Here is a 21,488-nt window from a genome sequence, read left to right on the forward strand (position 1 = left end):
GGGTCATGATCGGAGCGCAGTACACGATTCCGGGGATGCGGGTCACCGAGCACGTGGTCAGCGTCCCGCTCGACTGGAGTGGAACGCTGCCGGGCAGCATCGCGGTGTTCGCCCGCGAGCTGGTCGATCCGGTGCGTGCGGGGGAGGACCTGCCGCTGCTCGTCTACCTGCAAGGCGGTCCGGGCGGCAAGAGCCCGCGGCCGGTCACGCGTGACGGGTGGGTCGCCGAGGCGCTGCGCACGCACCGCGTGATCCTGCTGGACCAGCGCGGGACCGGACGGTCGAGCAGGATCCAGGGCTCGACGATGGACGGGTTGCCGGACGACGCGGCGCGGGCGGCGTACCTGGCGTGCTTCCGGGCCGACTCGATCGTGCGCGACGCCGAGCAGCTGCGGAAGGAGTCGTTCGGCGGGCGGCGGTGGAGCACGCTGGGCCAGAGCTTCGGCGGGTTCCTCACGCTGACCTACCTGTCGCAGGCGCCTGAGGCGCTCGCTGCTTGTTACGTGACGGGCGGGCTCGCGTCGGTGCATCCGGACGCTGCGGAGGTCTACCGGCGGACGTATCCGCGGACGGCGGCGAAGAACCGGGAGTTCTACGCGCGCTACCCGCACCACGTGGACACCATGGCGCGGATCGCCGACAAGCTCACCGCCGACGACGTACGGCTGCCGGACGGCGATCGGCTGACCGTACGGCGGTTCCAGACGCTCGGCATCGACTACGGGATGAAGCCCGGGTTCGAGCGGATGCACTACCTGGTCGACGAGGCGTTCGCCGGTGACGAGCTGTCGGACACGTTCCTCGCGCAGGTGTGGGCGCGGTCGTCGTACGCCGACGACCCGCTGTTCGCGGCGTTGCAGGAGTCCATCTACGGGCACGGTCCGAACGGCCCGGCCGCGTGGGCCGCGGAGGCCGAGCGCTCGCTTCATCCTGAGTTCGCGGAGGATGCGCGGCCGCTGCTGCTGACCGGCGAGATGATGTTTCCCTGGATGTTCGAGGAGATCCGCGCGCTGGTGCCGTTCCGGGGCGCGGTGGAGCTGCTGGCCCGGCGTACGGAGTGGTCGCCGCTGTACGACCTCGACCGGCTCGCGGCCAACGAGGTGCCGGTCGCGGCGGCGGTCTACTTCGACGACATGTACGTCGACTCGGGGCTGCAGCTGGAGACCGCGGCGGCGGTGGGGAACCTGCACGCGTGGGTGACCAACGAGTTCGAGCACGACGGGATCGGCTCGGGCAAGGTGTTCCCGTACCTGGTGGAACGGCTCGCCGAGCGGGGCGGACCGTTGGGCGACCGGCCGGAGGCCGGATGACCTCGCGGGGCGGCGCGGCGAGGATACTGGGCGCATGATGCAGTCCCAGCCCCGATCCACGCTCGCGCCGCTCGGCCGCAGCCTCAACCTGCGCGAGACGGTCGTCGAGAAGCTGCGCACCGCGATCATCACCGGCGAGCTGAAGGAGGGCACCGTGGTGTCCGCGCCGGCCCTCGGTGCGCAGCTGGGCGTCAGCGCCACCCCGGTCCGCGAGGCGATGATGGACCTGGCCCGGGAGGGCCTGGTCGAGACGATGAAGAACAAGGGCTTCCGGGTCACCACGGTGACCGACCAGGAGCTGATGAACCTGACCGAGGTCCGGCTGCTGATCGAGCCGCCGACGGTCGCGCGGGTCGCCGGGCACGTCCCGGCGGCCGCGATCGCCGAGCTGCGAACCATTGCCGACCGCAACGTTCTGGCGGCCGAGCAGGAGGACCTGCAGACCTACCTGGTGACCGATCGCGACCTGCACGCGCTGATCCTCGAGCACGCCGGGAACCCGTTCCTGGAGGAGCTCGCGACGTCGCTGCGGCGGCGGACGCGGATGTACGGACTGTTGACCTTGGCCGACGCGGGTGTCCTCAGCGAGTCGGCCCGCGAGCACCACGAGCTGATCGACCACATCGAGTCCGGTGACGGTGCCGCGGCCGAAGCCGTTGCCCGGCGCCACATCGGGCACTCGATCGACATCTGGAAGACGGGCCAGACCAACGGCTGAAGCTGTTGCGGGAAATCGGGTTTTATGGCTCCGGTGAGGGGCCTTTACGGTCTTTTCCATGTTCACGGAGAAGAAGTTCCCGACCGCTGAAGAGCTGCTGGCCGCGCTGGGTGCGGGTGAGGTGAGCTCGGTCGAGCTGACCGACGAGGCGATCGCCCGGATCGAGCAGGACGACGCTTCGGTCAACGCGATCTGTGTGCCGGACTTCGAGCGGGCGCGGGCCGACGCGCTGCGCGCCGACGAGGCGCGGGCCCGTGGGTCGGTCGAGCCGCTGCTCGGGATTCCGGTGACGGTGAAGGAGTCGTACGACGTCGCCGGGCTGCCGACGACATGGGGCCGGGCGGAGTACGCCGACTACGTGCCTGCTGAGGACGCCGTACAGGTTGCGCGGTTGAAGGCGGCGGGCGCGGTGGTGCTCGGGAAGACCAACGTGCCGGTCGGGCTGCAGGACATCCAGAGTTTCAACGCGCTCTACGGGACGACGAACAACCCGTGGGACCGCAGCCGTACGTCGGGCGGCTCGTCCGGCGGCTCGGCGGCGGCGCTGGCCTGCGGGTTCGGCGCGCTGTCGATCGGGTCGGACCTCGCCGGGTCGCTGCGGACGCCGGCGCACTTCTGCGGGATCTACGCGCACAAGCCGACGCTCGGGCTCGCGGCGACCCGCGGGATGGTCGCGCCGCCGTCCCCGGCGCTGCCGGTCGATCTCGACCTCGCGGTCGTCGGGCCGATGGCGCGGAGTGCGCGCGATCTCTCGTTGCTGCTCGATGTGATGGCCGGGCCGGATCCGTTGACCGGCGGCGTCGCGTACGACGTACGGCTGCCGGCCGCGCGCCACGAGCGGCTGTCCGACTACCGCGTCCTGGTGATCGAGGACCACCCGCTGATCCCGACCGGGACCGCCGTACGGGCGGGCGTTCAGCGGATCGCCGACGCGTTGGCCGCCGGTGGCGCTCGCGTCGATCACCACCACAGCCCGCTGCTCCCCGACCTGACCGAGGCGGCGCAGCTCTACATGACGCTGCTGTTCTCGGGCTCGGCCGCGGCCTTCCCTGTCGAGGCGTACGACGACCTGCGCACCCGCGCGGCCGCGCTCAGCCCCGACGACCAGACGCTCGACGCGACACGGTTGCGCGGCATGGTTCTCACCCATCGCGACTGGCTGGCGGTCACCGCGCGCCGTGAGCACCACCGGCATCTGTGGCGTCAGCTGTTCGCGGAGTACGACGTCGTGGTCAGCCCGATCACGCCGACCCCCGCCTTCCCGCACGACCACGACCCGAACATCCTCGGCCGGCGCCTCACCATCGATGGCGCCGAGTACCCGTACTTCGACCAGCTCGTGTGGGCCGGCCTCGCCACCATGCCGGGGCTTCCGGCAACCGCCGTACCAACAGGTCTTTCGCCGGAGGGCTTGCCGGTGGGTGTCCAACTCGTCGGTCCGATGTTCGAGGACCGTACGCCGCTCCGCCTCGCCGAGCTGCTCGCTGACTAGCCGAGCGCTTCCTGCAGGAGTTGGTTGCCGGCCTTGTCGTAGTACGTGAGCGTCAGGGCGGTGGTGTCGAAGGTCCACTTCTCGACACCGCACGCGGCCAGCGCCTTGGACATCTCGAAGTAGTCGGAGATCTGCAGGGCCTCCGCGACGCGGCCGGGGTCGGCGGTGGGCGCGACCTCGTAGGTCTCGTGCGCCGGTGGCGTGCTGACGGTGTGCCCGTCCACGCCGTGGTGGTCGGTGTGGCCGTCGGTGAGGTACGAGTCGGAGGTCCGGACGCCGATCGCGTTCAGCGCCCGCAGGTACGCCGGGAGCGAGTCGGCCTTGCCGAGCGAGTCGTGGATCTCGTCGATCTGGGCGAGCGTGAACATCAGTCGATCACCGACTTCGACAGCGCCTGGTGCTTGCGGGGGAGCATCAGGGCCGGGACGAGGGTGAGGGCGACGAGCGCCCAGGCGACCCAGTAGGTGTGGGAGAACGACGTGGCGGCGTCGACCAGGCCGCGGGCGATCGCCGCCGGGTCGAGGTGCAGCGGCGCGACGTTCTCCGGGCGGGTGTTGGACAGGATCGCGGCCTGGGTCTCCCGCAGGCCCTCGCCGGCCCCGGGGATCTGCTGGGTGCCGGGGATGATCGGGGAGTCGTTGAGCCGGTTGGTCAGGATCACCGACATCGTCGCGACGCCGCACGACGACGCGATCTGCTGGGTGATGTTGAGCAGGGTCGAGCCGCGCGCGACCTGGGAGCCGGACAGGGTGCGCAGTGCGGTGGTGAACAGCGGCATCATCGTGCCGCCCATCCCGAAACCCATCACGACCAGCATCGCGATGATCAACGGGTACGGCGTGGTCGCGGTGATCTGGGTCAGGCCGAACATCCCGACCACGATCAGCCCGATCCCGACCGGCACGATCCGGCCGACCGGGATCTTGTCGACCAGCCGCCCGGCGATCGGCATCGTCACCATCGCGCCGAGACCCTGCGGCGCGACCAGCAGCCCGGCGTGCAGCGTGGACTCGCCGCGGATCTGCTGGAAGTACGTCGGGACCAGCAGCAGCCCGCCGAAGAACGCGGCCGCGAACAGGAACATCGTGATGATCGAGACCGTCAGGTTGCGGTCGTGGAACAGCCGCAGGTCGAGCAGCGGGTGCTGGGGCCGGAACGAGTGCCAGACGAACGCGCCCATCAGCAGGACGCCGGCCAGCACCGACACCCACACCCGTGGCGCCCCGAAGTCGCCGCCTTCGGCGGGCAGGGAGGAGACGCCGAACAGGAACAGCGCGAGCCCGGGCGACATCAGCGCCAGGCCGAGCACGTCCAGCGACTCCGACCGGTGCGGCTGGTCCTTCGGCAGCGCGAACCAGGCGTAGATCAGCGCGGCGACGCCGAGCGGCAGGTTGATCAGGAAGATCCAGTGCCAGCTCGCGACCTGGATCAGCCAGCCGCCGAGGATCGGGCCCAGGATCGGCCCGAGCAGCATCGGGACGCCGAGGATCGCCATCAGCCGGCCCATCCGGCGCGGCCCGGCGGCCTGGGTCATGATCGTCATCCCGAGCGGCATCAGCATGCCGCCGCCGAGCCCCTGCAGGACCCGGAACCCGATCAGCATGTCGATGCTGGTCGCGGTCGCGCAGAGCGCGGAGCCGGCGGTGAAGAGCAGGACCGCGGTCATGTAGAGCCGCTTGGTGCCGAACCGGTCGGCGGCCCACCCGGTCAGCGGGATCACGGTCGCCAGCGCGAGCGTGTACGCCGTCACCGTCCAGGCGACGTGCGAGTACGCGATCGGCCCGTCCGCCGTCCCGAACTCGTCCTGGAACGTCGGCAGCGCGACGTTGACCACCGTGATGTCGAGGATCGACATGATGGCGCCGAGCACCACCACCCCCGCGATCTTCAGGACGGCTGCGTCGATCTCGTCCGGGTACTCGGTCTGCGGTGCCGGCTGGCTCATCGTGGTTCCCCCTGAGCTGGAGCTGATCCGCCACCGACCATACGCGCGAACCAGGGCCTCGACGAGCACATTCCGCGCCAGCCCGCGGGGTACGTAAGATCCGCAGTCGGACGACCACCAACAGTCAACAGCAGACAGGGGGAAGCCATGACCGAGCCGGGAGAGGCGCTCGAGCGTTTCCTGGCCACCGACCCGCGCGACGCCGGCTGCGCAGCGACGTCGGCCGTCCTGCACCTGTACGCCGAACTGCCCGCGGCGGACGCCGCCGAGCGCTACCCCGGCGTCGCGGCCCACCTGGCCGGCTGCGCAGCGTGCGCGGAGAACGCGGAGGGCCTGCTGGCCGCGCTGCGGAACGACCCGGCCTGAGCCGTCAGGTCGCCGTACGGCGCCGGCCTGAGCCGGCACGTCGCCGTACGGCGCGACCTGCGCTGAAGCGTCAGAGCGCGGCGGCAACCAGCGTGCGCAGCGCGGGCAGCACGTCGGTCTCGAACCACGGGTTCTTCGCCTGCCAGCGGAAGTTCAGCGGCGACGGGTGCACCAGCGGAATCCGCTCCGGCGCGTACTCGCCGTGGGCGCGCACGGTCTCGGTCAGGTTCTTCTTCGCCGTCGCCCCCAGGTAGTACTTCTGCGCGTAGCTCCCGATCAGGATCGTGAGCCGCAGCTCCGGCATCAGCGCCAGCAGCCGCGGGTGCCACAGCGGAGCGAAGTCGGGCCGCGGCGGCAGATCGCCGTGGGCGGCCTTACCGGGGTAGTAGAAGTCCATCGGCAGCAGCGCGATCGTGTCCGGGTCGTAGAACTGCGCGTCGGTGACCCCCATCCACTGCCGCAGCTTCACGCCGCTGGCGTCGTTCCACGGGATCCGGCTCTCCTGCGCGAGCCGGCCCGGCGCCTGCCCGATCACCACGATCCGCGACCGCGGGGACGCGGTGTAGATCGGTTCGTACCCGCGCTCGACCGCCCACGCGTTCGACGGGTGGTTGGTGATCTCCGCACGCAGCACGCGGCCTCCGAAGGACAGGGACGGACCAGGACTCACTCGATGACGACGCGGGTCGTGTCGAACGCGACGTACCCGGTGAAATCGTGCCCGACCGTCTCGATCGCCGATCGCCTGGGTTGGGGATAGCACCAGGCGGCGTCGCGGTGCTCGCGGTGCGGGGTCTCGACGCTGTAGTAGTGCGCTCGGCCCTTCCACGGGCAGACGTACGGCGTGGGGCTCTCCTGCAGCGTGCCGATGGTCAGGGAGTCCGGCGGGAAGTAGAAGTTCCCCTCGATGGTGATCAGGTGTTGCGGGTCCGCGTCGGCGAGGAGAACGCCGTCGATCGTCGCGCGCACGGTGGTCCTTTCGGTAGCTGTCTTCGCAGGGGTCTGTGTCGCCGCCGGGGGCCGGTCTTACCGGCCCGGGCGGCGGAGGCGGCGGAAATCGAGGTCCCGCCCCGATAAGCTCTTTGTGTGCCCGAGACAACGAACGATCTCGACCGCCGGCTGACCGCCCGGGGGGCGGCGACGCGTGCCCGGATCGTGGCCTCGGCCGACGAGCTGATGGCGCTGCGGGGTGCGACCGCGACCACGCTCGACGACGTGACCGCGGCCAGCGGCACCAGCAAGTCGCAGTTCTACCGGCACTTCCCCGACAAGAGCGCGCTGCTCCAGGCGGTGATCGCGCTGCGCGGGAACCGGATCATCGAGCGCGAGGAGCAGGTGCTGGGCCGGATCGACTCGTTCAGCGGGCTCGATCGCTGGTGCCGGGCGATCCTGCAGCGGGTGACCGCGCGGCGCGGAGCGATGGGGTGCGAGCTGGGGTCGCTGTCGACCGAGCTGTCGGACCAGGACGAGGCGGCGCGGATCGATCTGGACGCGCACCTGACGACGTGGATCTCGCTGCTCGCCGGGGTGCTCAAGCGGATGCAGGCCAACGGGACGCTCGCCGAGGACGCTGATCCAGGGACGCTGGCCACGGGGATGATGGCCGCGATCCAGGGTGGCTACGTGCTCGCGCAGGCGGCTCGCGATCCCGGCCCGATGCAGGTGGCGCTCGAGCTGGCGATGGACTCGGTCAGAGCCCACGCGAAGTAGTCTCGCCGGCTCGCGCCACCCCGCCCGTCGCCGTCGGTCGCCGCTCGCTGAACGATCCGATGCGGTCGAGGGCCATGTCCAGTGCGTCCGCCATCGGGCGTGAGTTGCGGGCGTTCTGCGCGAGCACGTACCCGCCCTGCAACGCCGCCAGCAGCCCCGTCCCGAGCTTGAGCGGATCGACCTCCGCCGCGAGGATCCCGAGATCGCGCAGCCGCACCAACGTGTCGACCAGCAGCTGCTGCCAGTCCCCGAACGCCTGCGCCAGCGCCGTACGGGACCGCTCGTCCTTGTCCGACAGCTCGGTCGACATCGCCCCGAGCGCACACCCGTACGACCCGTCCTGCCGGGTGTTCGACTCGATCAGCGCATCCCGCCACCGCCGCAGCCCGGCGAGCGTTCGCACCTCTGCCAGGCGCCCTTCCTCCCGGGCGAGCACCGCGCGCGACTGCACGTCGATCACCGCATGGATCAACGCCGTCTTGTCCGGGAAGTGCTGGTCCAGCTGCGCCCCGCTCGCGCCGCTCGCGGTCCGTACGGCGTCCAGCGTCGTCGAGCCGACGCCGTTGACGTAGAACAGCGTCGCGGCGGCGTCGACGATCCGCGTCCGGGTGTCCACAGCGCCGGCGATCAGGCCGGCCGCCGTACGGCGAACAGCTCGCCGTACTCGGGGTTCTTCTCGACGAACCGGCTCACGACCGCGCAGAAGTTCGACACGGTGATGGGCCGCTTGCGCAGGTCGTCGAGCGCGTGCCGGACCAGCACCCAGGACAGGCCTTGCCCGCGGTAGGCCGGGTCGATGACCGTGTGGGTGATCGACAGACTCTCGCCGATCGCGTGGTAGACGAGGATCCCGGCGCGCTGTCCGTCGACGAGCAGCTCGTAGTACTCGGCGTCGGCGTGGTGGACGACGCTGACGCCGTGAACGCCTTCGGACGCGGGCGCGTTCCGGAAGGTCAGGAGGTCGGCGAGCGGAGCTTCCCAGCCGTCCCCGAAGGCTTCCGCCGGGAGGCCGGCCTGCCAGGTCAGGCCCGCTCCGGCGGCGTTCTGGAAATGCAGCGTTGCCTGCCAGATCCCCTCGGTGTCGTGCAGTCCGGCCGCCGTCTGCAGCCGCACGCGCACGGTCCGGGGGAGCGAGTTGAGCATCAGCGGCTGCGTTCGCAGCGGCAGCACGATCCGGCCGTCGTCCGCCCGTACGCCGCCGAGATCGACAGCCGTGCTCCAGCTCGCCAGTACGACGTGCGGCTCGGCGCCGCCGAACGGCGCGGCGGTCACGCTGAAGTCGACCGGCTGGTCGACCGCGAGCGTCTGCTCCGCGGAACCGGTCGCCGTCAGCTCGCCGCCGGCCAGGTGGAAGCCCGTCCCGTCGGGCCGGGGATCCTGCTCGGCCATTGCTGCCCTCTTTCGTCTCACACTGTCCGTAATGGACTATATCGTCCATCCAAAGCGATACTGTAGCGCAGAGGATCAGGGGCGGATTCTGGACTGGATCGGCCTCTTCGAGGAACAGGACGGTAGCGATGGCAGTGCTCACCGGCAGCGACCGGTTGGAGATCCGGGAGTGGACCGAGGCCGACGCGGAGGACGCGCTGGCGATCTTCGGCGCGATCGAGGTGGCGCGCTGGCTGGCGCCGGCGTTGGGCCAGGTGCCGAACAAGGCGACGATGCGGCTGGTGCTACGGGCGTGGATCGAGGAGGGCAAGCGCCTGGTGACGCCGGCCGGGCGGTGGGCGGTGGTGGATCGGGCGAGCGGTGAGGTCGTCGGCGGGCTGGTGCTGAGCCTGCTGCCGCCGTACGAGGAGGACTTCGAGATCGGCTGGCATCTCAAGCCGTCGGCGTGGGGGCACGGCTACGCGACCGAGGCGAGCCGGGCGTTGATGCGGTGGGCGTTCGAGAACGGGTCGATCGACGAGATCTTCGCGGTGGCGCGGCCGCAGAACCTGCGCGCGTGCGCGACCGCGCGGCGGCTGGGGATGGAGTGGGTCGGGGAGACCGACAAGTACTACGGGCTGACGATGCAGGTGTACCGGATCCGTGGGGCGGAGCTGGATGCGTGAGCGACTACCTGCGGGACGTCTTCGACGCCTTCCGGTGCTGGGTGGACAGCCTCGATCAGGGGAGCGCGGGGGCGGTCGCCGCTGAGTTGGTGGTGCAGGACCCGGGGCACGAGCGGCCGGGGTTGGGGCTGCGGTTGCGGGAGCTCGTTGGCGAGGAGCTGGCGTACGTCGTACGGGCGGATGCTTCGGCCCGGGTCGGGGGTGCGCCGGTGGCGCGGGACGGCCGGCCGGATGCGGGGGAGGAGCTGAGGCATGCGGCGGCGCGGCTGGATCAGCTGACGAGTGTGAGCGCGTTCGCGTCGGGTGGGATCGACCGCGGTTGGCCGGCGGACGCGGCGGCGGCGCTGCAGGAGGCCTCGCGGGTGAGTGCATCGCTGGCTCGTGTTGTTGCCTACGCGACCGAGCCGGTGCTCGCGAACCTGGAGGGCGGGGTGGTTGTCGGTCCCGAAGGGCAGAGAGGGGCGGCCGAGTCCGCCGCAGCTCTGCTCGGCGAGGCGGCCGTCCTGCTCGACGAGTTGTCCCGGCAGGTCGCGAAGCTCACCATCGCGTCCGGCGCCGGCCAGGCGGACGGGCCGACGCTGGACACCGAAATCGTCCTGCAGTGGCGGATGCCGGGGATGGCGAACGAGAGCAGGTTCCACGTCCGCGTCTTCCGGCCCTCCGGCCGGCCGCCCGTTGTGGTGATCGGCGAGCTGAGCGACAACCGCTCACAGTCGATCACCAACTCGGTCGGCGAGGTCGCGGCCGTGGTGGCCGAGTACGTGCTCGGGGGAGCGGCCTGCGACGCGTACGAGTGGGTGCAGATCGAAGGGCAGATCCAGCGCGTCCGCTTCGACGTACCGTACGGGCGGCCGCGGTGGTTGCCGCAGACCCACAGTGAGCTCGAGCAGCTCGCCGGGGGACCGGTGCGCGACTGGCACGCGAGCGGCTACACGGTCGCGGCCATGGCGGAGCGCGGGATCACCGTCCTGCGCCCGCACCAGCACAAGGTGGCCGAGCGCCGCCGGTCCTAGCTTCGCCGGGCGGCTTCGGCGGTGGCCCGGTCCGGGTAACCGGGGTGCCGCGGGTCGACCAGGTCGGCGTACTCGGTCGTGCGGGTGAGGAAGTCGGCGACGAACGGGCAGATGGCCGTGATCGTGCCCTCCCGCGTGCGGACCTCGTCGAGAACCCGGCGCACCATCGCGCCCGCGACGCCCTGGTGCTGGTGGCCCGGGTCGACCTCGGTGTGCTGGAGGGCGTACCGGTTCGGGTGCAGGTGCGTGTAGTAGAGCCAGCCGACCAGCGCGCCGTCGCGGTGCAGCTCGAAGCGGCCTTGGTCGAGGTTGTCGATCAGGTTCTCGGTGGTCATCGGATCTCCCCTTCGGGATTGCGTGCGGCGAGCACGGTGAACAGTGTGGCAAGCAACGCCAGTACGCCGTACCCGACGGCCAGCTGCGGCAGCGAGAACGTCCGGGAGAGCTGGCCGGAGATCAGGCTCGGGAACGCGGCGGCGCTGTAGCAGATCAGGTAGATCACGCTGAAGATCGGCGCCCGCTCGGCGGCGGTGCTGCCGGCCAGCAGGCCGCGGGTGGCGGCGCTGATCGCGATGCCCTGGCTCGCGCCCGCGACGATCGTGGCGGCGAAGAACAGCGCGAGCGTGCCGGTGGCGATCGCGGTCACGACGCCGGTCATCCCGATCAGGAACGCGGTCATGCCGAGGCGCTGCGCGGTCGCGGGGGAGAAGCGGCCGCCGAGCGGAGCGCCGAGCGCGCTCGGGCCCATGTAGGCGGCGAGGACCAGGCCGAGGACGAGCGAGCTGCTGGTGTGCAGCTGGTCCTCGACCAGGGCGGGGACGAACGCTTGGTAGAACGCGCCGGTCGCCCAGGTCGACAGGAACACGGCCGCCGCGACGGGCAGCAACCGCCTGATCCGGGCCGGTGCGCGAACGCTGGGCCGCAGCGATCGCCAGGCGCCGGGCGTTGCTGGGACGGTCTCCGGGCTGAGCACGATCAGTACGGCGCACAGCAGCAGAAGCGCGACGGCGATCAGGTAGATCAGGTGCCGCGGCCAGGGCGCGAACTCGACCAGCGCGCCGGACGTGATCGCACCGAGTGCGAGGCCGAGCATCGGCGTCTGGCTCGACGCGACCGAGGCAAGCCAGGCCGGTCGGCTCGGCGCGGCGTCGACGACGTACGCCGTGACGTTGCTGCTGGCCAGGCCCGCGCCGAGGCCCATCAGGAAGCGACCGGCCAGCAGCGTGGCGACGTCGTGCACGTTCAGCAGCAGCAGGCAGCCGAGCACGAGCATCGTCAAGCTGGCGAGCGCGGTCGGCCGGCGGCCGAGGTGGTTGGACAGCCGGCCCGTCATCAGCAGTGCCGCCAGCGTCGGCAGGTCGTACACGACGACCGTCAGCGAGATGTCGGCGTTCGTGAACCCTTCCTCGGCGCGGTAGGTGTTGAACAACGGCACCGGCGCCGCCGACGCCACGAACGCCGCCGTCAGCGACGCCGCCGCCGAGACGAACGCCAGCCGCAGCGGCCCGGCCATCAGTTTTTGCATGCACGCTCCCCAGTCCGGAACTCCCGGTGATGAGCGTCGAGCTGGCGGACGTTCTTACCTGTGCTCCCCTCCGACGCAGCGCGGAGTCAGCGTTGACATCCGGAGCGTGACCGTTCATCGTTGCTGGTCGTGACTGGCCCGGAGGTTACCCAGGAAGAGCGGATCCGGGTCGGGTGCGGGCCGTTGACGCTGCTCGGGATCGCCGGGCTCGTCGTCGCGCTGGTGGTGGGGTGGCCCTGGTGGGTCAAGGTGATCGCGGTCGTGGTGGCGCTGCTGGGGGTGAAGGTCGGACGCCAGTCGGTGCGCGACGTGGTGGTCCGGCCGGGGGTGGCTTCCTCGGTCGGCGGGGACGGGGCGGACCGGGCGCGGCGGTTGTTCGAGGTGGCGCGGGTGCTGCAGGCTCAGGTTGTTGCTTCGGGCAAGGAGCGGCCGGGGAACCGGGCGGCGGTGGTCGAGGCGGTGGAGGCCGGGCGCGAGGCGCTGCGGCTCACTCCAGCGGGGGATCCGGAGCGGTTGGATCGGCTGCACACGCATCAGCTGAACCTGATGCTGCACAAGGTGCAGGGGATCGTGCCGGTTGTGGACGACGAAGCCGTGCAGGTCGGGCGGGAGGCGGTTGCACTCAGTCAGGCGGGGGATCCGCGGCGGCCGGACGAGTTGTCGAACCTGGGGATCTTTCTGTTCGGGCGGGCCGGGCGCGACGTCGGTGCGGTGGAGGAGTGCGTGCAGCTCTTTCGCGACGCGGTGGTTGCCGCGAAGCAGGCTCGGCGGGAGACCGGGGCCTACCAGGCGCGGTTGATTCTCGGGCTGGGGGCGCTGGCGGAGGTTCGGGGGGATGTCGCACCGCTGGACGAGGCGGTGGGAATCACCAGGACGGACACGTTCCTGCGCGGGTCGCGCCGGCAGCGGGGGTACTCGCTGGCGGCGTTGTCGTTGGTGCTCTTCCAGTCGGCCGTACGGCGCAACGACGGCTTCGTGGAGGCGGTGGGGGTGACCCGCGAGGCGCTGGCGATCGTCCCACGGCGGGATCGAGCGGCGCGGGTGGACCTGGTCCGGAACCTGTCGGCCGGATTGACGATGCTGGACGGCGGACGCGGGCCGCTGAACGAGGCGGTCAAGGTGAGTCGGCGGGAGTTCTTCGCGCAGCTGAGGAGCAAGCGGCACCGGCATGCTTGCCTGAATGCTTGGGGCAAAGCGCTGTACGTGCGGCACGTCCGGCTGGGATCGGCGCGGGATCTGCGGAAGGCGCGGCGGCGGATCTGGATCGCGCTGCTGATCAAGCCGGTGGATCGTCAGGACCGGGTCGAGGACTTCTCGGTGATGGCGGCCATCCAGCGCACACGCTACGAGGAGACCGGGAGCGAGACCGACCTGGTGCTGGCCCATCAGAGTGCGGTGCGGGCGGCCGGGCTGGCTCGGGGGAGTGGCGGGTTTCGTGCTCACGCGGTGATGGCGGCTGAGCTCGCGGTGCTGGCCGGGCGGGCCGAGCAGGCTGTGGAGCTCGTCGAGCAGGCGGTGAAGGAGCTGGGGACTTCGCGCCGGGCCGGGTGGATGGATCGTCATCATCAGTACGCCGGGTTGGGCGGACTCGCCGCAACCGCGGCCGTTGCGGCGGTCGCTGCTGGGCGGCCGGAGCGAGCAGTGGAGCTGCTGGAGCAGACGCGGGGTCTGCTGCTGGCGGACAGCTTCGACATCCGCGGGGAGAGCGACGAGTTGGTTGCCGCGGCGCCGGACCTGGTCGCCGAGTTCGACCGGCTGCGCGCGGAGATCGATGCGGTCGACCACGCGGAGGGCTCCGCGGGGGCTCGTGGGTTCGAGGTGTCGCTGGTGGCCGGCGGCTACGAGGAGTTGGCGCGGCGTCGGGCTGCGCTCGCCGGGCAGTGGCAGGAGCTGCTGACCACGATCCGCGCGCGGGCGGGGCTGGAGGGGTTTCTTGCCCCGCCCGCGTTCGCCGAGCTGAACCGGGAGGCCGCAACCGGCGCGATCGTGTACGTCGTACCGTCGGCTCTCGGCGGCAAAGCGCTGATCGTGCGCGACGACGTCACGGTGGTCGACCTGCCGGCGTTCACCGAGCAGGCGGCGACTGCGATGGCGGGGCAGCTGGACGCCGCAGCACAGGGTGGAGCGCAGGACGAGATCAGCGCGATCCTCGGGCGGCTCTGGGACGAGGTCGCCGAACCGGTGCTGCGTCAGCTCGGACCAACCGACGACTGGCCGCGGTTGTGGTGGTGCCCGGTGGGCGCGGCGACTCGGATTCCGTTGCACAGCGCCGGTCGGCACATCGGTGGCGACTCGGTGATGGATCGCGTGATCTCGTCGTACACGCCTACGATCCGCGCGCTCCGGCACGCCCGGCGTACCGCGGACCCGCAGCGGACGAAGGTCGTGGTCGTCGCCGTGCCGGACGCGCCGGACAGCAAGCACCTCGGCGCCGTCCTGGACGAGGCGGCGGAGATCGTCCGCCTCGTCCCCGAGGCCGAGGTCGTCCCGGGAGCCACCTACGACGCCGTACGGGCGGCCCTTCCGGCGCACTCGATCGCTCACTTCGCCTGCCACGGCGTCGCCGATCTCCGCGAACCCGCCAGGAGCAGGCTGCTGCTGCGGGACCGCCCGCTCACCCTGCCCGCGATCGCGGCGCTCCGGCTCGATCACGGCGAGTTCGCCTACCTGTCCGCCTGCAGCACCACCGGTACGCCGGCCAACCACGCCGACGAAGCAGCCCACCTCGCGGCGGCCTTCCAGCTGGCCGGCTACCGCGCGGTGATCGGCACGCTGTGGCCGATCGCCGACCAGGCGGCGACCAGCATGGCCGGCGAGTTCTACCGCAACCTCATCCGCGACGGCGCGGTTCCGGCACTGGACGACGGCGTGGCGACAGCGTTGCACCACGCCGTCCGCGGCGAGCGGGATCGCCATCCCGGGCAGCCCACCCGCTGGGCTGCTCACCTCCATCTCGGCCGGTAGACCCTCACCGGCGCGAGCGCTGGGCGATCTTCAGCAGCGCGAGGATCGTCAGGAAGCCCATCCCGTAGATCATCGTGATCACCGACGTCTCGTAGATGTCGGCCGTCCGCCAGGTCTGGCCGAGTTGGTCGGTGACGGTCTTGTGCTCGGCGACGAGGTAGACGTTGACGAAGCGCCACGCCAGTACGCCGTACCCGAGGACCGCGGCGACCAGGTACCCCTTGCTCGGCGAAGGGGCCGACAGCGTCTGCGGGCTGCGGCGGCGCAGGTAGAGCGCGAAGACCTGGAAGAACAGGTACACGCACAGCGACCAGCCGAGGAAGTTCACCAGGGGAACGCCGAAGTAGCCGCCGCTGTGGTGCCAGATCCAGTTCTCGTTGATCGTGGACTGGGTGGGGTCGATGGCCAGGTCCCAGAGGACCATCGCGAACGAGGCGACGACCGGGGTACCGATCGTGGTGAGCCAGCTGGAACCACGGCGTACGTCGCCGAGCAGGATGGTGCCGATCGTCCAGGCCAGGTAGCCGGTCGCGGCGTAGACCGGGCCGATGATGATCGGGACCAGGAACAGTTTCGGGCCGAGGCCGTCGGTGTAGTGGTACCAGCCGAACGGGAAGCCGGTCTTGATGCTCAGGTTCTCGAGCAGGTTGCTGATCACGATCGACACCACGAAGAAGGTGACGATGCCGCGCCACCCGTACCGGGGGATCGCGTGCACCGCGACGAACACCAGCTGGATCACGGTGGACAGCGCGTAGTAGACGGTGGCCGGCATCAGCTCGGCCAGCCCGACGACGAGCAGGAACGCGGTGGTGGCGACCCACAGCAGCTTGGTCGCTGCGGGACCTTGGACAGCGGTCATGACAACCCTCGCTCTTGGCAGATGGTTCGGACACAGAAAGGACTGCCGAGCGGGCGCCGTTCGTGACGCAGTGTGAGATCCTTCGCAGCTGTCACGAACCGGCACGGCTGCGTGGTCTAGGTACGACAGGACAGCGACCAGACCGCGAGAGGCAGCATGAGCGAGGTAGACGTCAGGTTCGACCAGGTCCGGCCACGCCTGTTCGGTATCGCCTACCGGATGCTGGGCAGCGTCGCGGACGCCGAGGACGTCGTGCAGGACGCCTGGCTGCGGTTCAACCGGACCGATCCGGACAGCATCCGCAACGCGCCGGGCTTCCTGGCCAAGACCACGATCCGGCTGGCGATCACCGCCGCGACCTCGGCGCGGGCCCGGCGTGAGGTGTACGTCGGTCCGTGGCTGCCCGAACCACTCAGTACGGCGGCCGACCCGCTGCTCGGCGCCGAGCGCTCCGAGGCGGTCGACCTCGCCGTCCTGATGCTGCTCGAGCGGCTCGGACCGCGCGAGCGGGCGGCGTACATCCTGCGGGAGGCGTTCGACTACCCGTTCCGCCTGATCGCGGAGGTGCTGGAGACGTCGGAGCCGAACGCCCGGCAGCTGAACAAGCGCGCCCGGGCGCATCTGGAGAAGCAGCGGCATCTGCCGGTCGACGCGGCCGAGCACCGCCGGCTGCTCGACGCGTTCCTGGCCGCGGCCCGTACCGGTGATCTCGCGCAGCTGGAGAAGATGCTGGCCGCGAGCGCCGTCTCGTACTCCGACGGTGGCGGGATCGTCACGGCGGCCCGGGTGCCGATCCACGGCCGCACCGACGTCGCCCGGTTCATCGCGGGGATCGTCGAGAAGTTCAGCCCCGGGACGACCGACGCGGTGGTCGAGGTCAACGGCCGGCCCGCGCTGCTGATCACGCAGGACGGCGTACCGGTGCTGCTGGCGGCCATCGACGCGACCGCGATCGGCATCGAGCGGCTGATGCTGGTGTCGAACCCGGAGAAGCTGACCGGCGTCGCCGAGCTGGTGTGAGTCGGCGCACAGCAGTCACGAACGGTCGTCCCCGCGCAGTCTTCAGTGGACAACCAATCGACAGGAGACTGCTGTGATCAGGATCGCGATCATCATCGCCAGCACCCGCCCGGGCCGCGTCGGCGAACAGGTCGGCCAGTGGGTGCACCAGCTCGCGAGCAAGCGCGGCGACGCGGCGTACGAGCTGATCGACCTGCGCGAGCAAGCGCTGCCGCAGCTCGACGAACCGTTGCCTGCGGCATCGGGTCAGTACACGCGGCCGCACACCCGGGCCTGGGCCGAGCTGATCGCCGGGTACGACGGCTTCGTGATCGTCACGCCCGAGTACAACCACTCGCTGCCCGCGTCGCTGAAGAACGCGCTCGACTTCCTGTACGCCGAGTGGCACAACAAGGCGCTCGGCATCGTCTCGTACGGCCTGGACGGCGGCACCCGCGCCGCGGAGACGCTGCGGCTGGTCGCCGGCGCGCTGAAGCTCGCCGACGTGCGCAACCACCTGGCGCTGTCGACGCTGACCGACTTCCAGGACTACGCCGACTTCCAGCCGGCCGAGCACCGCGCGGACCAGCTCACCGGCGTACTCGACGAGGTCGCCGAGTGGAGCCGCGCACTGGCCGTACTGCGCTCGGCCTGACGACAGAGCTCTGACTACCCGGCGGCGCGGGCGTGGCCGAAGTACATCAGCTCCCAGATCGCCTCGTCGCTGAACGACTCGACGAGCTCGGTGCCCGACCAGCGCTCGACGGTGATGTCACCGGTGAAGCGCAGGTAGGCGCCGTCGAAGCCGACCAGCTTGGCGGCGAGTTTGCGCCAGCCCTCCATCTGCTCGACGAAGGTGTTCGCGACCAGGTCGCGCCGGCGGGTGCAGGTGACGACGTACCGGTCGTCGCCGTCGTCGTAGCTGTACCGCGTGACGTTCGCGACCGGCTTGCCGGTCGTGGCGTCGGTGTACACGTCGGAGGCCTCGAAGGTGACGAACTCGGCGTCGTCGGCGATGATCTCGCCGTCGCGGGCCAGCATGAAGATCGGGACCGGGTCGAAGCCGTACTTCTTGTGCGCGGTGATGTACGACGCGATCACGGAGTACGGCCCGGCCTGCCCGCGCGCCCAGTACCAGTCGTTGATGATCGACGTCATCCCGATGTTGCCCCAGTTGTGGTCGTGGTAGCCGACGCCGCTGGTCTCGGTGCGGACGCCGTCCACCTCGTACGTGCACTGGACAGCGCCCTGCGGGACCGCCGGCAACCAGGACAGCTCCTCGTTGCGCTCCGGGCCGAACACGATGTAGCCGGTGTGCGGCCGCCACGGCCGGATCTGTGCGTCCAGCGTGACCTGGACCCTGACGTCGTCGATCTCCGCGTCGATCTCGTAGTGGGTCAGGTCACCGGTGAAGCGGTTCCCGGCGATCCGTACGTCGGCGTGCTCGGTCGCGGCCGAGTAGGACTCGGCGGCGAAGGTCCGGATGAAGCTGCGGCTGCGGCCGTCGGGCAGGTCGAGGTTCAGCCGGATCATCGGCGTCAGCGGCTTGTTCGGCGCCGACAGGTCCTTGGTCATGAAGATGACGACCAGCTTCGCGCCGTCGTCGAGGTGGGCGTCGAAGTACCACCACTCGTACGTCCCGCTCCGGCCGTCGGTGCGGGCGCCGTCCTCCCAGGCGGCGATCTTGTCCCGGCTGATCCCGATCCGCCGGTAGTCCAGGTCGCTGTCCGCGATGCTCGCGGTGTGGGTCGTCGTCACGGTCTGCCTCTCCGATCGCGGCGCGCTCAGCCGCGCCGTCAACAGGCAAGACCGGGTGCTGGGGCGGTTTGTGAGGTCCGGTTCCAGAGCGTCAGCTTGCCCGGGTTCAGCGTCATCCGGACGCCGGTGACCAGGCCGGCCGCGACGTCCAGCGTGACCACGCCGACGACGCGATCCCCGGTCCGGAAGGCGAGACCGAGCCCGTCCGGCAGCTGCTGCAGCCGGACCGCCGCGTCGGAGTACTTGCGCAGGGCACCGAAAAGGAGCCGCGCCACCTTGTCCGTCCCGACGACCGGGTGCCGGGCCGCGGTGACGACGCCGCCACCGTCGGAGCGCAGCACCACGCGGCGGTCGAGCACGCTGACCAGGCCGGCCAGGTCACCGGCCTGCGCTGCCGCCGCGAAGGCTCGGACCACCTCGTCGTGCTCGGCGCGCGACGCGTGTCTGGTCCGGTCGCGTTGCACCCGGCGGCGAGCCGAGGTCGCGAGCTGGCGGCACGCGGCCGGTGAGCGTCCGACGATCTCGGCGATCTCGTCGAAGGGGACCGCGAAGACGTCGTGCAGCACGAACGCGACGCGTTCGGCCGGGGTCATCGACTCGAGCACGACGAGCAACGCCGTACTGACCGATTCGTCGAGGGTCACCTGTTCGAGCGGCGTGTCGGACGACAGCGTCGGCGCGGAGAACGAGTACGCCGGGACCGGCTCCGGAAGCCACGGACCGACGTACTGCTCCCGCCGGTGCCGCGCGGAGGCCAGCACGTTGAGACAGATCCGGCTCGCCGCGCGGGTCAACCAGGCCTGGGGATTCTCGATCGCGTCCCGCTCGTCCTGGCTCAGCCGGTACCAGCGGATGTAAGTCTCCTGGACCGCGTCCTCGGCCTCGCTGACGGTCCCGAGCATCCGGAACGCCAGCGAGACCAGGTGCCGTCGCTCGTCGAGCACCTCGGCGTCCTGCGTGGGTGTCATCGCGTCCTCCTTCCCCCTTCAGACTGCGCGGGGAACGGATCCGTGACACCGGTGTGCCGGGCCTCACACAGCGGCGGCCAGGGTGGCCAGCTTGGCCGGATTCATCAGCATGCAGACCCGGTCGATGCCGTCCGCGGAGGCGTCGACCCAGCAGGCGGCGATCGGTTCGCCGCCCTTCGACACCAGTACGACGTACTGGCCGTTCGCCTCGACGAGCCGCACGTCCGCGCCCTGGCCGTAGATCGCGACCGTCCGGGCGATGTACGTCGCCACGCGCTCGCGCCCGGTGACCGGCTTCTGCGCCGCCGTCACCACGCCGCCACCGTCGGAGTACGCGATCGCCTTCTCTGCGAGCATCGTCTGCAGCTGCTCGACATCCCCGCGCTGAGCCGCGGCCAGGAACGCCCGGAGCAGCCGGTCGCGCTCATCCGGCGCGACGCGGACGCCGCGCTCACGTGCGATGTGCCCACGGGCGCGACGGCCTAGCTGGCGGGCGTACTCCTCGGTGATGTCGAGGAACTCCGCGATCTGCCGGTACGGGTAGTCGAACGCTTCCTTCAGGACGTACACCGCGCGCTGCGGCGGTGTGAGGCGCTCGAGCAGCAGGAGCAGAGCTAGCTCCAGCGCCTCACCGCGTTCGATCGTCTGCTCGGTGTCCTCCCCGCTGGGGACGGGCTCGGGCAGCCACGGGCCGACGTACAGCTCACGGCGCGCACGCGCGGAGGTCGCCGCGGTCAGCGCGAGCCGGCTCGCGGTGGTGACGAGGAACGCCTCGGGGTTGTTGACCACCGTACGATCGGTGCGCTGCCAGCGGATCCAGGTGTCCTGGACGACGTCCTCGGCGTCGGCGACGCTGCCGAGCAGCCGGTAGGCGATGCCGAACAGGCGGGCCCGGGCGGCCTCGAACACCGTCACCGCATCGGTGAGCTCCGCGCCGGTCACTTCGACTCCTCGGACGTTGTTGCCTTCCGCCCTCATCGTGGCGCCGGACGCCGGGGATGTCCAACACCGAAGCAGCCCGTCAGCCAGAACGCCGGCCATCGGTCAGGGACTGCCAGTTGCGGAGCTTGTCCGGGTTCAGGACGATCCAGACGGTGGTCACCTCGGCCGCGGCGAGGTTCGCTGCCGTGCCCGCGGCCGGCGTCAGGTTCAGGCTGACGACTCCGACGGCCTGACCCGCCCGCCGCAGTACCAGACCGGCCCGGTCGTTGACGCGCTCGACGTTGCAGAGCTGCCCGGCCAGGAGGGTGGCGATGTGCTCGGCGGCCTCGCGGGCACCGCGGATCGGGCGGATCGCGGCGCGAAGCCGGCCGCCGCCGTCGATCACCATCTCCGCGTCATCGGCGAGCAGGGCTGCGAGCTGCGTCGCGTCACCGCGCTCGCACGCGGCGGCGAAACAGTGCACGAGCGCAGTGTGCTGATCGAGCACGAGCCGCCTCGGCTGGTCGGGCCGAGCCGGCGGCATGGCGTTGTCCGGGGCTGTCGGCTGCTGTTGTGCGACGGTCGGGAGCAGCTCGCGGCAGATCTCCGCGGTGACTCTGGTCAGCCAGTCCCGCGGTGCGGGGATCGCGGCGCGCGCGTCGTCGTCGACGGCGTACCAGCGCCGGTACGTCTCCCGGATCACCTTCTCGGCCATCACCGGTGAGTCGAGGATCCGCACCCCCACGTCGAGCAGGTGCCGTCGCTCGTCCAGCATCTCCGCGAGGGTCGCGGCCGCCCCACCGGTGATCGCGTGCGTCACGACCGCTCCACGCCGTACGCCGTACCTTCGGTCCGCATCGTCGTCCCCACTTCTCTCGCGCTG

The 21,488-nt window shown here is 70.8% G+C and carries 23 protein-coding genes; 10 read left to right on the top strand and 13 right to left on the bottom strand.

The genetic code is table 11. The features are described 5' to 3' along the window. Positions 1 to 5 precede the first annotated feature (5 nt). Genes AB0M01_RS14490 through AB0M01_RS14500 form a run of 3 tightly spaced genes read left to right on the top strand, consistent with a single transcriptional unit; the run spans position 6 to position 3,520 of the window. Complete coding sequence (locus AB0M01_RS14490; RefSeq protein ID WP_363669304.1) at positions 6 to 1,310, top strand: alpha/beta fold hydrolase; 1,305 nt, start codon at positions 6 to 8, stop codon at positions 1,308 to 1,310. A 34-nt stretch (positions 1,311 to 1,344) separates the two neighbouring features. Next, a complete protein-coding gene (locus tag AB0M01_RS14495; RefSeq protein WP_363669306.1) occupies positions 1,345 to 2,028 on the top strand; it encodes a GntR family transcriptional regulator in 684 nt (227 codons plus the stop codon). Between the two features lie 58 nt (positions 2,029 to 2,086). Then, positions 2,087 to 3,520: an amidase gene (locus AB0M01_RS14500; RefSeq protein WP_363669308.1), complete on the top strand. Its 1,434-nt coding sequence runs from the start codon at positions 2,087 to 2,089 to the stop codon at positions 3,518 to 3,520. On the opposite strand, the gene AB0M01_RS14505 is transcribed toward AB0M01_RS14500, so the two are convergent. Continuing rightward, positions 3,517 to 3,888, bottom strand: coding sequence for a DUF1398 family protein (locus tag AB0M01_RS14505; protein WP_363669310.1), 372 nt, complete (start codon positions 3,886 to 3,888; stop codon positions 3,517 to 3,519). The genes AB0M01_RS14500 and AB0M01_RS14505 overlap by 4 nt on opposite strands. Next, positions 3,888 to 5,465, bottom strand: coding sequence for a DHA2 family efflux MFS transporter permease subunit (locus tag AB0M01_RS14510; protein ID WP_363669312.1), 1,578 nt, complete (start codon positions 5,463 to 5,465; stop codon positions 3,888 to 3,890). Before AB0M01_RS14510 ends, AB0M01_RS14505 begins: the two co-directional genes overlap by 1 nt. Positions 5,466 to 5,612: 147 nt before the next feature. On the opposite strand from AB0M01_RS14510, the gene AB0M01_RS14515 reads away from it, so the two are divergent. Continuing rightward, positions 5,613 to 5,831, top strand: a complete 219-nt coding sequence (locus AB0M01_RS14515) for a hypothetical protein (RefSeq protein ID WP_363669314.1) — start codon at positions 5,613 to 5,615, stop codon at positions 5,829 to 5,831. Positions 5,832 to 5,901: 70 nt separating this feature from the next. Here AB0M01_RS14515 and AB0M01_RS14520 read toward each other — a convergent pair whose 3' ends face one another. Further along, positions 5,902 to 6,465 (bottom strand): uracil-DNA glycosylase family protein, encoded by a 564-nt coding sequence (locus AB0M01_RS14520; protein WP_363669316.1) that lies wholly within the window; start codon positions 6,463 to 6,465, stop codon positions 5,902 to 5,904. 32 nt (positions 6,466 to 6,497) lie between these two features. Beyond that, positions 6,498 to 6,800 carry a DUF427 domain-containing protein gene (locus tag AB0M01_RS14525; RefSeq protein ID WP_363669318.1) on the bottom strand — a complete coding sequence of 101 codons (303 nt, stop codon included), beginning with the start codon at positions 6,798 to 6,800 and terminating at the stop codon, positions 6,498 to 6,500. A 117-nt stretch (positions 6,801 to 6,917) separates the two neighbouring features. On the opposite strand from AB0M01_RS14525, the gene AB0M01_RS14530 reads away from it, so the two are divergent. Further along, positions 6,918 to 7,541 (top strand): TetR/AcrR family transcriptional regulator, encoded by a 624-nt coding sequence (locus AB0M01_RS14530; protein WP_363669320.1) that lies wholly within the window; start codon positions 6,918 to 6,920, stop codon positions 7,539 to 7,541. Here the strand turns inward: AB0M01_RS14530 and AB0M01_RS14535 are convergent. Both AB0M01_RS14535 and AB0M01_RS14540 read right to left on the bottom strand, forming a co-directional pair. Next, positions 7,522 to 8,157 (bottom strand): TetR family transcriptional regulator C-terminal domain-containing protein, encoded by a 636-nt coding sequence (locus AB0M01_RS14535; protein ID WP_363669322.1) that lies wholly within the window; start codon positions 8,155 to 8,157, stop codon positions 7,522 to 7,524. The genes AB0M01_RS14530 and AB0M01_RS14535 overlap by 20 nt on opposite strands. Positions 8,158 to 8,168: 11 nt before the next feature. Beyond that, positions 8,169 to 8,930, bottom strand: coding sequence for a GNAT family N-acetyltransferase (locus AB0M01_RS14540; RefSeq protein WP_363669324.1), 762 nt, complete (start codon positions 8,928 to 8,930; stop codon positions 8,169 to 8,171). Positions 8,931 to 9,058: 128 nt separating this feature from the next. On the opposite strand from AB0M01_RS14540, the gene AB0M01_RS14545 reads away from it, so the two are divergent. Both AB0M01_RS14545 and AB0M01_RS14550 read left to right on the top strand, forming a co-directional pair. Then, positions 9,059 to 9,595 (top strand): GNAT family N-acetyltransferase, encoded by a 537-nt coding sequence (locus AB0M01_RS14545; RefSeq protein WP_363669326.1) that lies wholly within the window; start codon positions 9,059 to 9,061, stop codon positions 9,593 to 9,595. Then, the gene (locus tag AB0M01_RS14550) at positions 9,592 to 10,608 is read left to right on the top strand and encodes a hypothetical protein (RefSeq protein ID WP_363669328.1); all 1,017 of its coding nucleotides are present in this window, start codon (positions 9,592 to 9,594) and stop codon (positions 10,606 to 10,608) included. Before AB0M01_RS14545 ends, AB0M01_RS14550 begins: the two co-directional genes overlap by 4 nt. Here the strand turns inward: AB0M01_RS14550 and AB0M01_RS14555 are convergent. Further along, on the bottom strand, positions 10,605 to 10,943 hold the full coding sequence (locus AB0M01_RS14555; protein WP_363669330.1) for a GNAT family N-acetyltransferase: 339 nt from the start codon (positions 10,941 to 10,943) through the stop codon (positions 10,605 to 10,607). The two genes, AB0M01_RS14550 and AB0M01_RS14555, sit on opposite strands and share 4 nt — an antisense overlap. After that, positions 10,940 to 12,133 carry an MFS transporter gene (locus tag AB0M01_RS14560; protein WP_363669332.1) on the bottom strand — a complete coding sequence of 398 codons (1,194 nt, stop codon included), beginning with the start codon at positions 12,131 to 12,133 and terminating at the stop codon, positions 10,940 to 10,942. The genes AB0M01_RS14555 and AB0M01_RS14560 overlap by 4 nt, the downstream gene beginning before the upstream one ends. Positions 12,134 to 12,262: 129 nt before the next feature. Between AB0M01_RS14560 and AB0M01_RS14565 the strand changes: the two genes are divergently transcribed. Further along, positions 12,263 to 15,097 carry a CHAT domain-containing protein gene (locus tag AB0M01_RS14565; RefSeq protein ID WP_363669334.1) on the top strand — a complete coding sequence of 945 codons (2,835 nt, stop codon included), beginning with the start codon at positions 12,263 to 12,265 and terminating at the stop codon, positions 15,095 to 15,097. Between the two features lie 4 nt (positions 15,098 to 15,101). Here the strand turns inward: AB0M01_RS14565 and AB0M01_RS14570 are convergent, their stop codons facing one another. Beyond that, positions 15,102 to 15,959 (bottom strand): carotenoid biosynthesis protein, encoded by an 858-nt coding sequence (locus AB0M01_RS14570; protein ID WP_363669336.1) that lies wholly within the window; start codon positions 15,957 to 15,959, stop codon positions 15,102 to 15,104. A 156-nt stretch (positions 15,960 to 16,115) separates the two neighbouring features. Here AB0M01_RS14570 and AB0M01_RS14575 point away from each other — a divergent pair, with 156 nt between their 5' ends. Together AB0M01_RS14575 and AB0M01_RS14580 are read left to right on the top strand one after the other, a co-directional pair. Beyond that, a complete protein-coding gene (locus AB0M01_RS14575; RefSeq protein ID WP_363669338.1) occupies positions 16,116 to 16,979 on the top strand; it encodes an RNA polymerase sigma-70 factor in 864 nt (287 codons plus the stop codon). 73 nt (positions 16,980 to 17,052) lie between these two features. Continuing rightward, positions 17,053 to 17,613 (top strand): NAD(P)H-dependent oxidoreductase, encoded by a 561-nt coding sequence (locus AB0M01_RS14580; protein WP_363669340.1) that lies wholly within the window; start codon positions 17,053 to 17,055, stop codon positions 17,611 to 17,613. Positions 17,614 to 17,627: 14 nt separating this feature from the next. On the opposite strand, the gene AB0M01_RS14585 is transcribed toward AB0M01_RS14580, so the two are convergent. The 4 genes from AB0M01_RS14585 to AB0M01_RS14600 form a co-directional block, all read right to left on the bottom strand. Continuing rightward, positions 17,628 to 18,716: a lipocalin-like domain-containing protein gene (locus AB0M01_RS14585; protein WP_363669342.1), complete on the bottom strand. Its 1,089-nt coding sequence runs from the start codon at positions 18,714 to 18,716 to the stop codon at positions 17,628 to 17,630. Positions 18,717 to 18,754: 38 nt separating this feature from the next. Then, complete coding sequence (gene sigJ / locus AB0M01_RS14590; RefSeq protein ID WP_363669344.1) at positions 18,755 to 19,684, bottom strand: RNA polymerase sigma factor SigJ; 930 nt, start codon at positions 19,682 to 19,684, stop codon at positions 18,755 to 18,757. A 63-nt stretch (positions 19,685 to 19,747) separates the two neighbouring features. Further along, complete coding sequence (gene sigJ, locus AB0M01_RS14595; protein ID WP_363669346.1) at positions 19,748 to 20,626, bottom strand: RNA polymerase sigma factor SigJ; 879 nt, start codon at positions 20,624 to 20,626, stop codon at positions 19,748 to 19,750. A gap of 79 nt (positions 20,627 to 20,705) precedes the next feature. Then, positions 20,706 to 21,425, bottom strand: a complete 720-nt coding sequence (locus tag AB0M01_RS14600; RefSeq protein WP_363669348.1) for a hypothetical protein — start codon at positions 21,423 to 21,425, stop codon at positions 20,706 to 20,708. Positions 21,426 to 21,488: the final 63 nt, after the last annotated feature.

This window comes from Kribbella sp. NPDC051770 (genome assembly GCF_040681455.1).
Lineage (GTDB): Bacteria > Actinomycetota > Actinomycetes > Propionibacteriales > Kribbellaceae > Kribbella.

Coding starts and splice junctions, on each gene's coding strand:
- sigJ (WP_363669344.1), bottom strand. CDS start 19,684: ATGACACCCACGCAGGACGCCGAGGTGCTCGACGAGCGACGGCACCTG.
- AB0M01_RS14505 (WP_363669310.1), bottom strand. CDS start 3,888: ATGTTCACGCTCGCCCAGATCGACGAGATCCACGACTCGCTCGGCAAG.
- AB0M01_RS14545 (WP_363669326.1), top strand. CDS start 9,059: ATGGCAGTGCTCACCGGCAGCGACCGGTTGGAGATCCGGGAGTGGACC.
- AB0M01_RS14510 (WP_363669312.1), bottom strand. CDS start 5,465: ATGAGCCAGCCGGCACCGCAGACCGAGTACCCGGACGAGATCGACGCA.
- AB0M01_RS14555 (WP_363669330.1), bottom strand. CDS start 10,943: ATGACCACCGAGAACCTGATCGACAACCTCGACCAAGGCCGCTTCGAG.
- AB0M01_RS14515 (WP_363669314.1), top strand. CDS start 5,613: ATGACCGAGCCGGGAGAGGCGCTCGAGCGTTTCCTGGCCACCGACCCG.
- AB0M01_RS14500 (WP_363669308.1), top strand. CDS start 2,087: ATGTTCACGGAGAAGAAGTTCCCGACCGCTGAAGAGCTGCTGGCCGCG.
- AB0M01_RS14575 (WP_363669338.1), top strand. CDS start 16,116: ATGAGCGAGGTAGACGTCAGGTTCGACCAGGTCCGGCCACGCCTGTTC.
- AB0M01_RS14560 (WP_363669332.1), bottom strand. CDS start 12,133: ATGCAAAAACTGATGGCCGGGCCGCTGCGGCTGGCGTTCGTCTCGGCG.
- AB0M01_RS14490 (WP_363669304.1), top strand. CDS start 6: ATGATCGGAGCGCAGTACACGATTCCGGGGATGCGGGTCACCGAGCAC.
- AB0M01_RS14495 (WP_363669306.1), top strand. CDS start 1,345: ATGATGCAGTCCCAGCCCCGATCCACGCTCGCGCCGCTCGGCCGCAGC.
- AB0M01_RS14570 (WP_363669336.1), bottom strand. CDS start 15,959: ATGACCGCTGTCCAAGGTCCCGCAGCGACCAAGCTGCTGTGGGTCGCC.
- AB0M01_RS14540 (WP_363669324.1), bottom strand. CDS start 8,930: ATGGCCGAGCAGGATCCCCGGCCCGACGGGACGGGCTTCCACCTGGCC.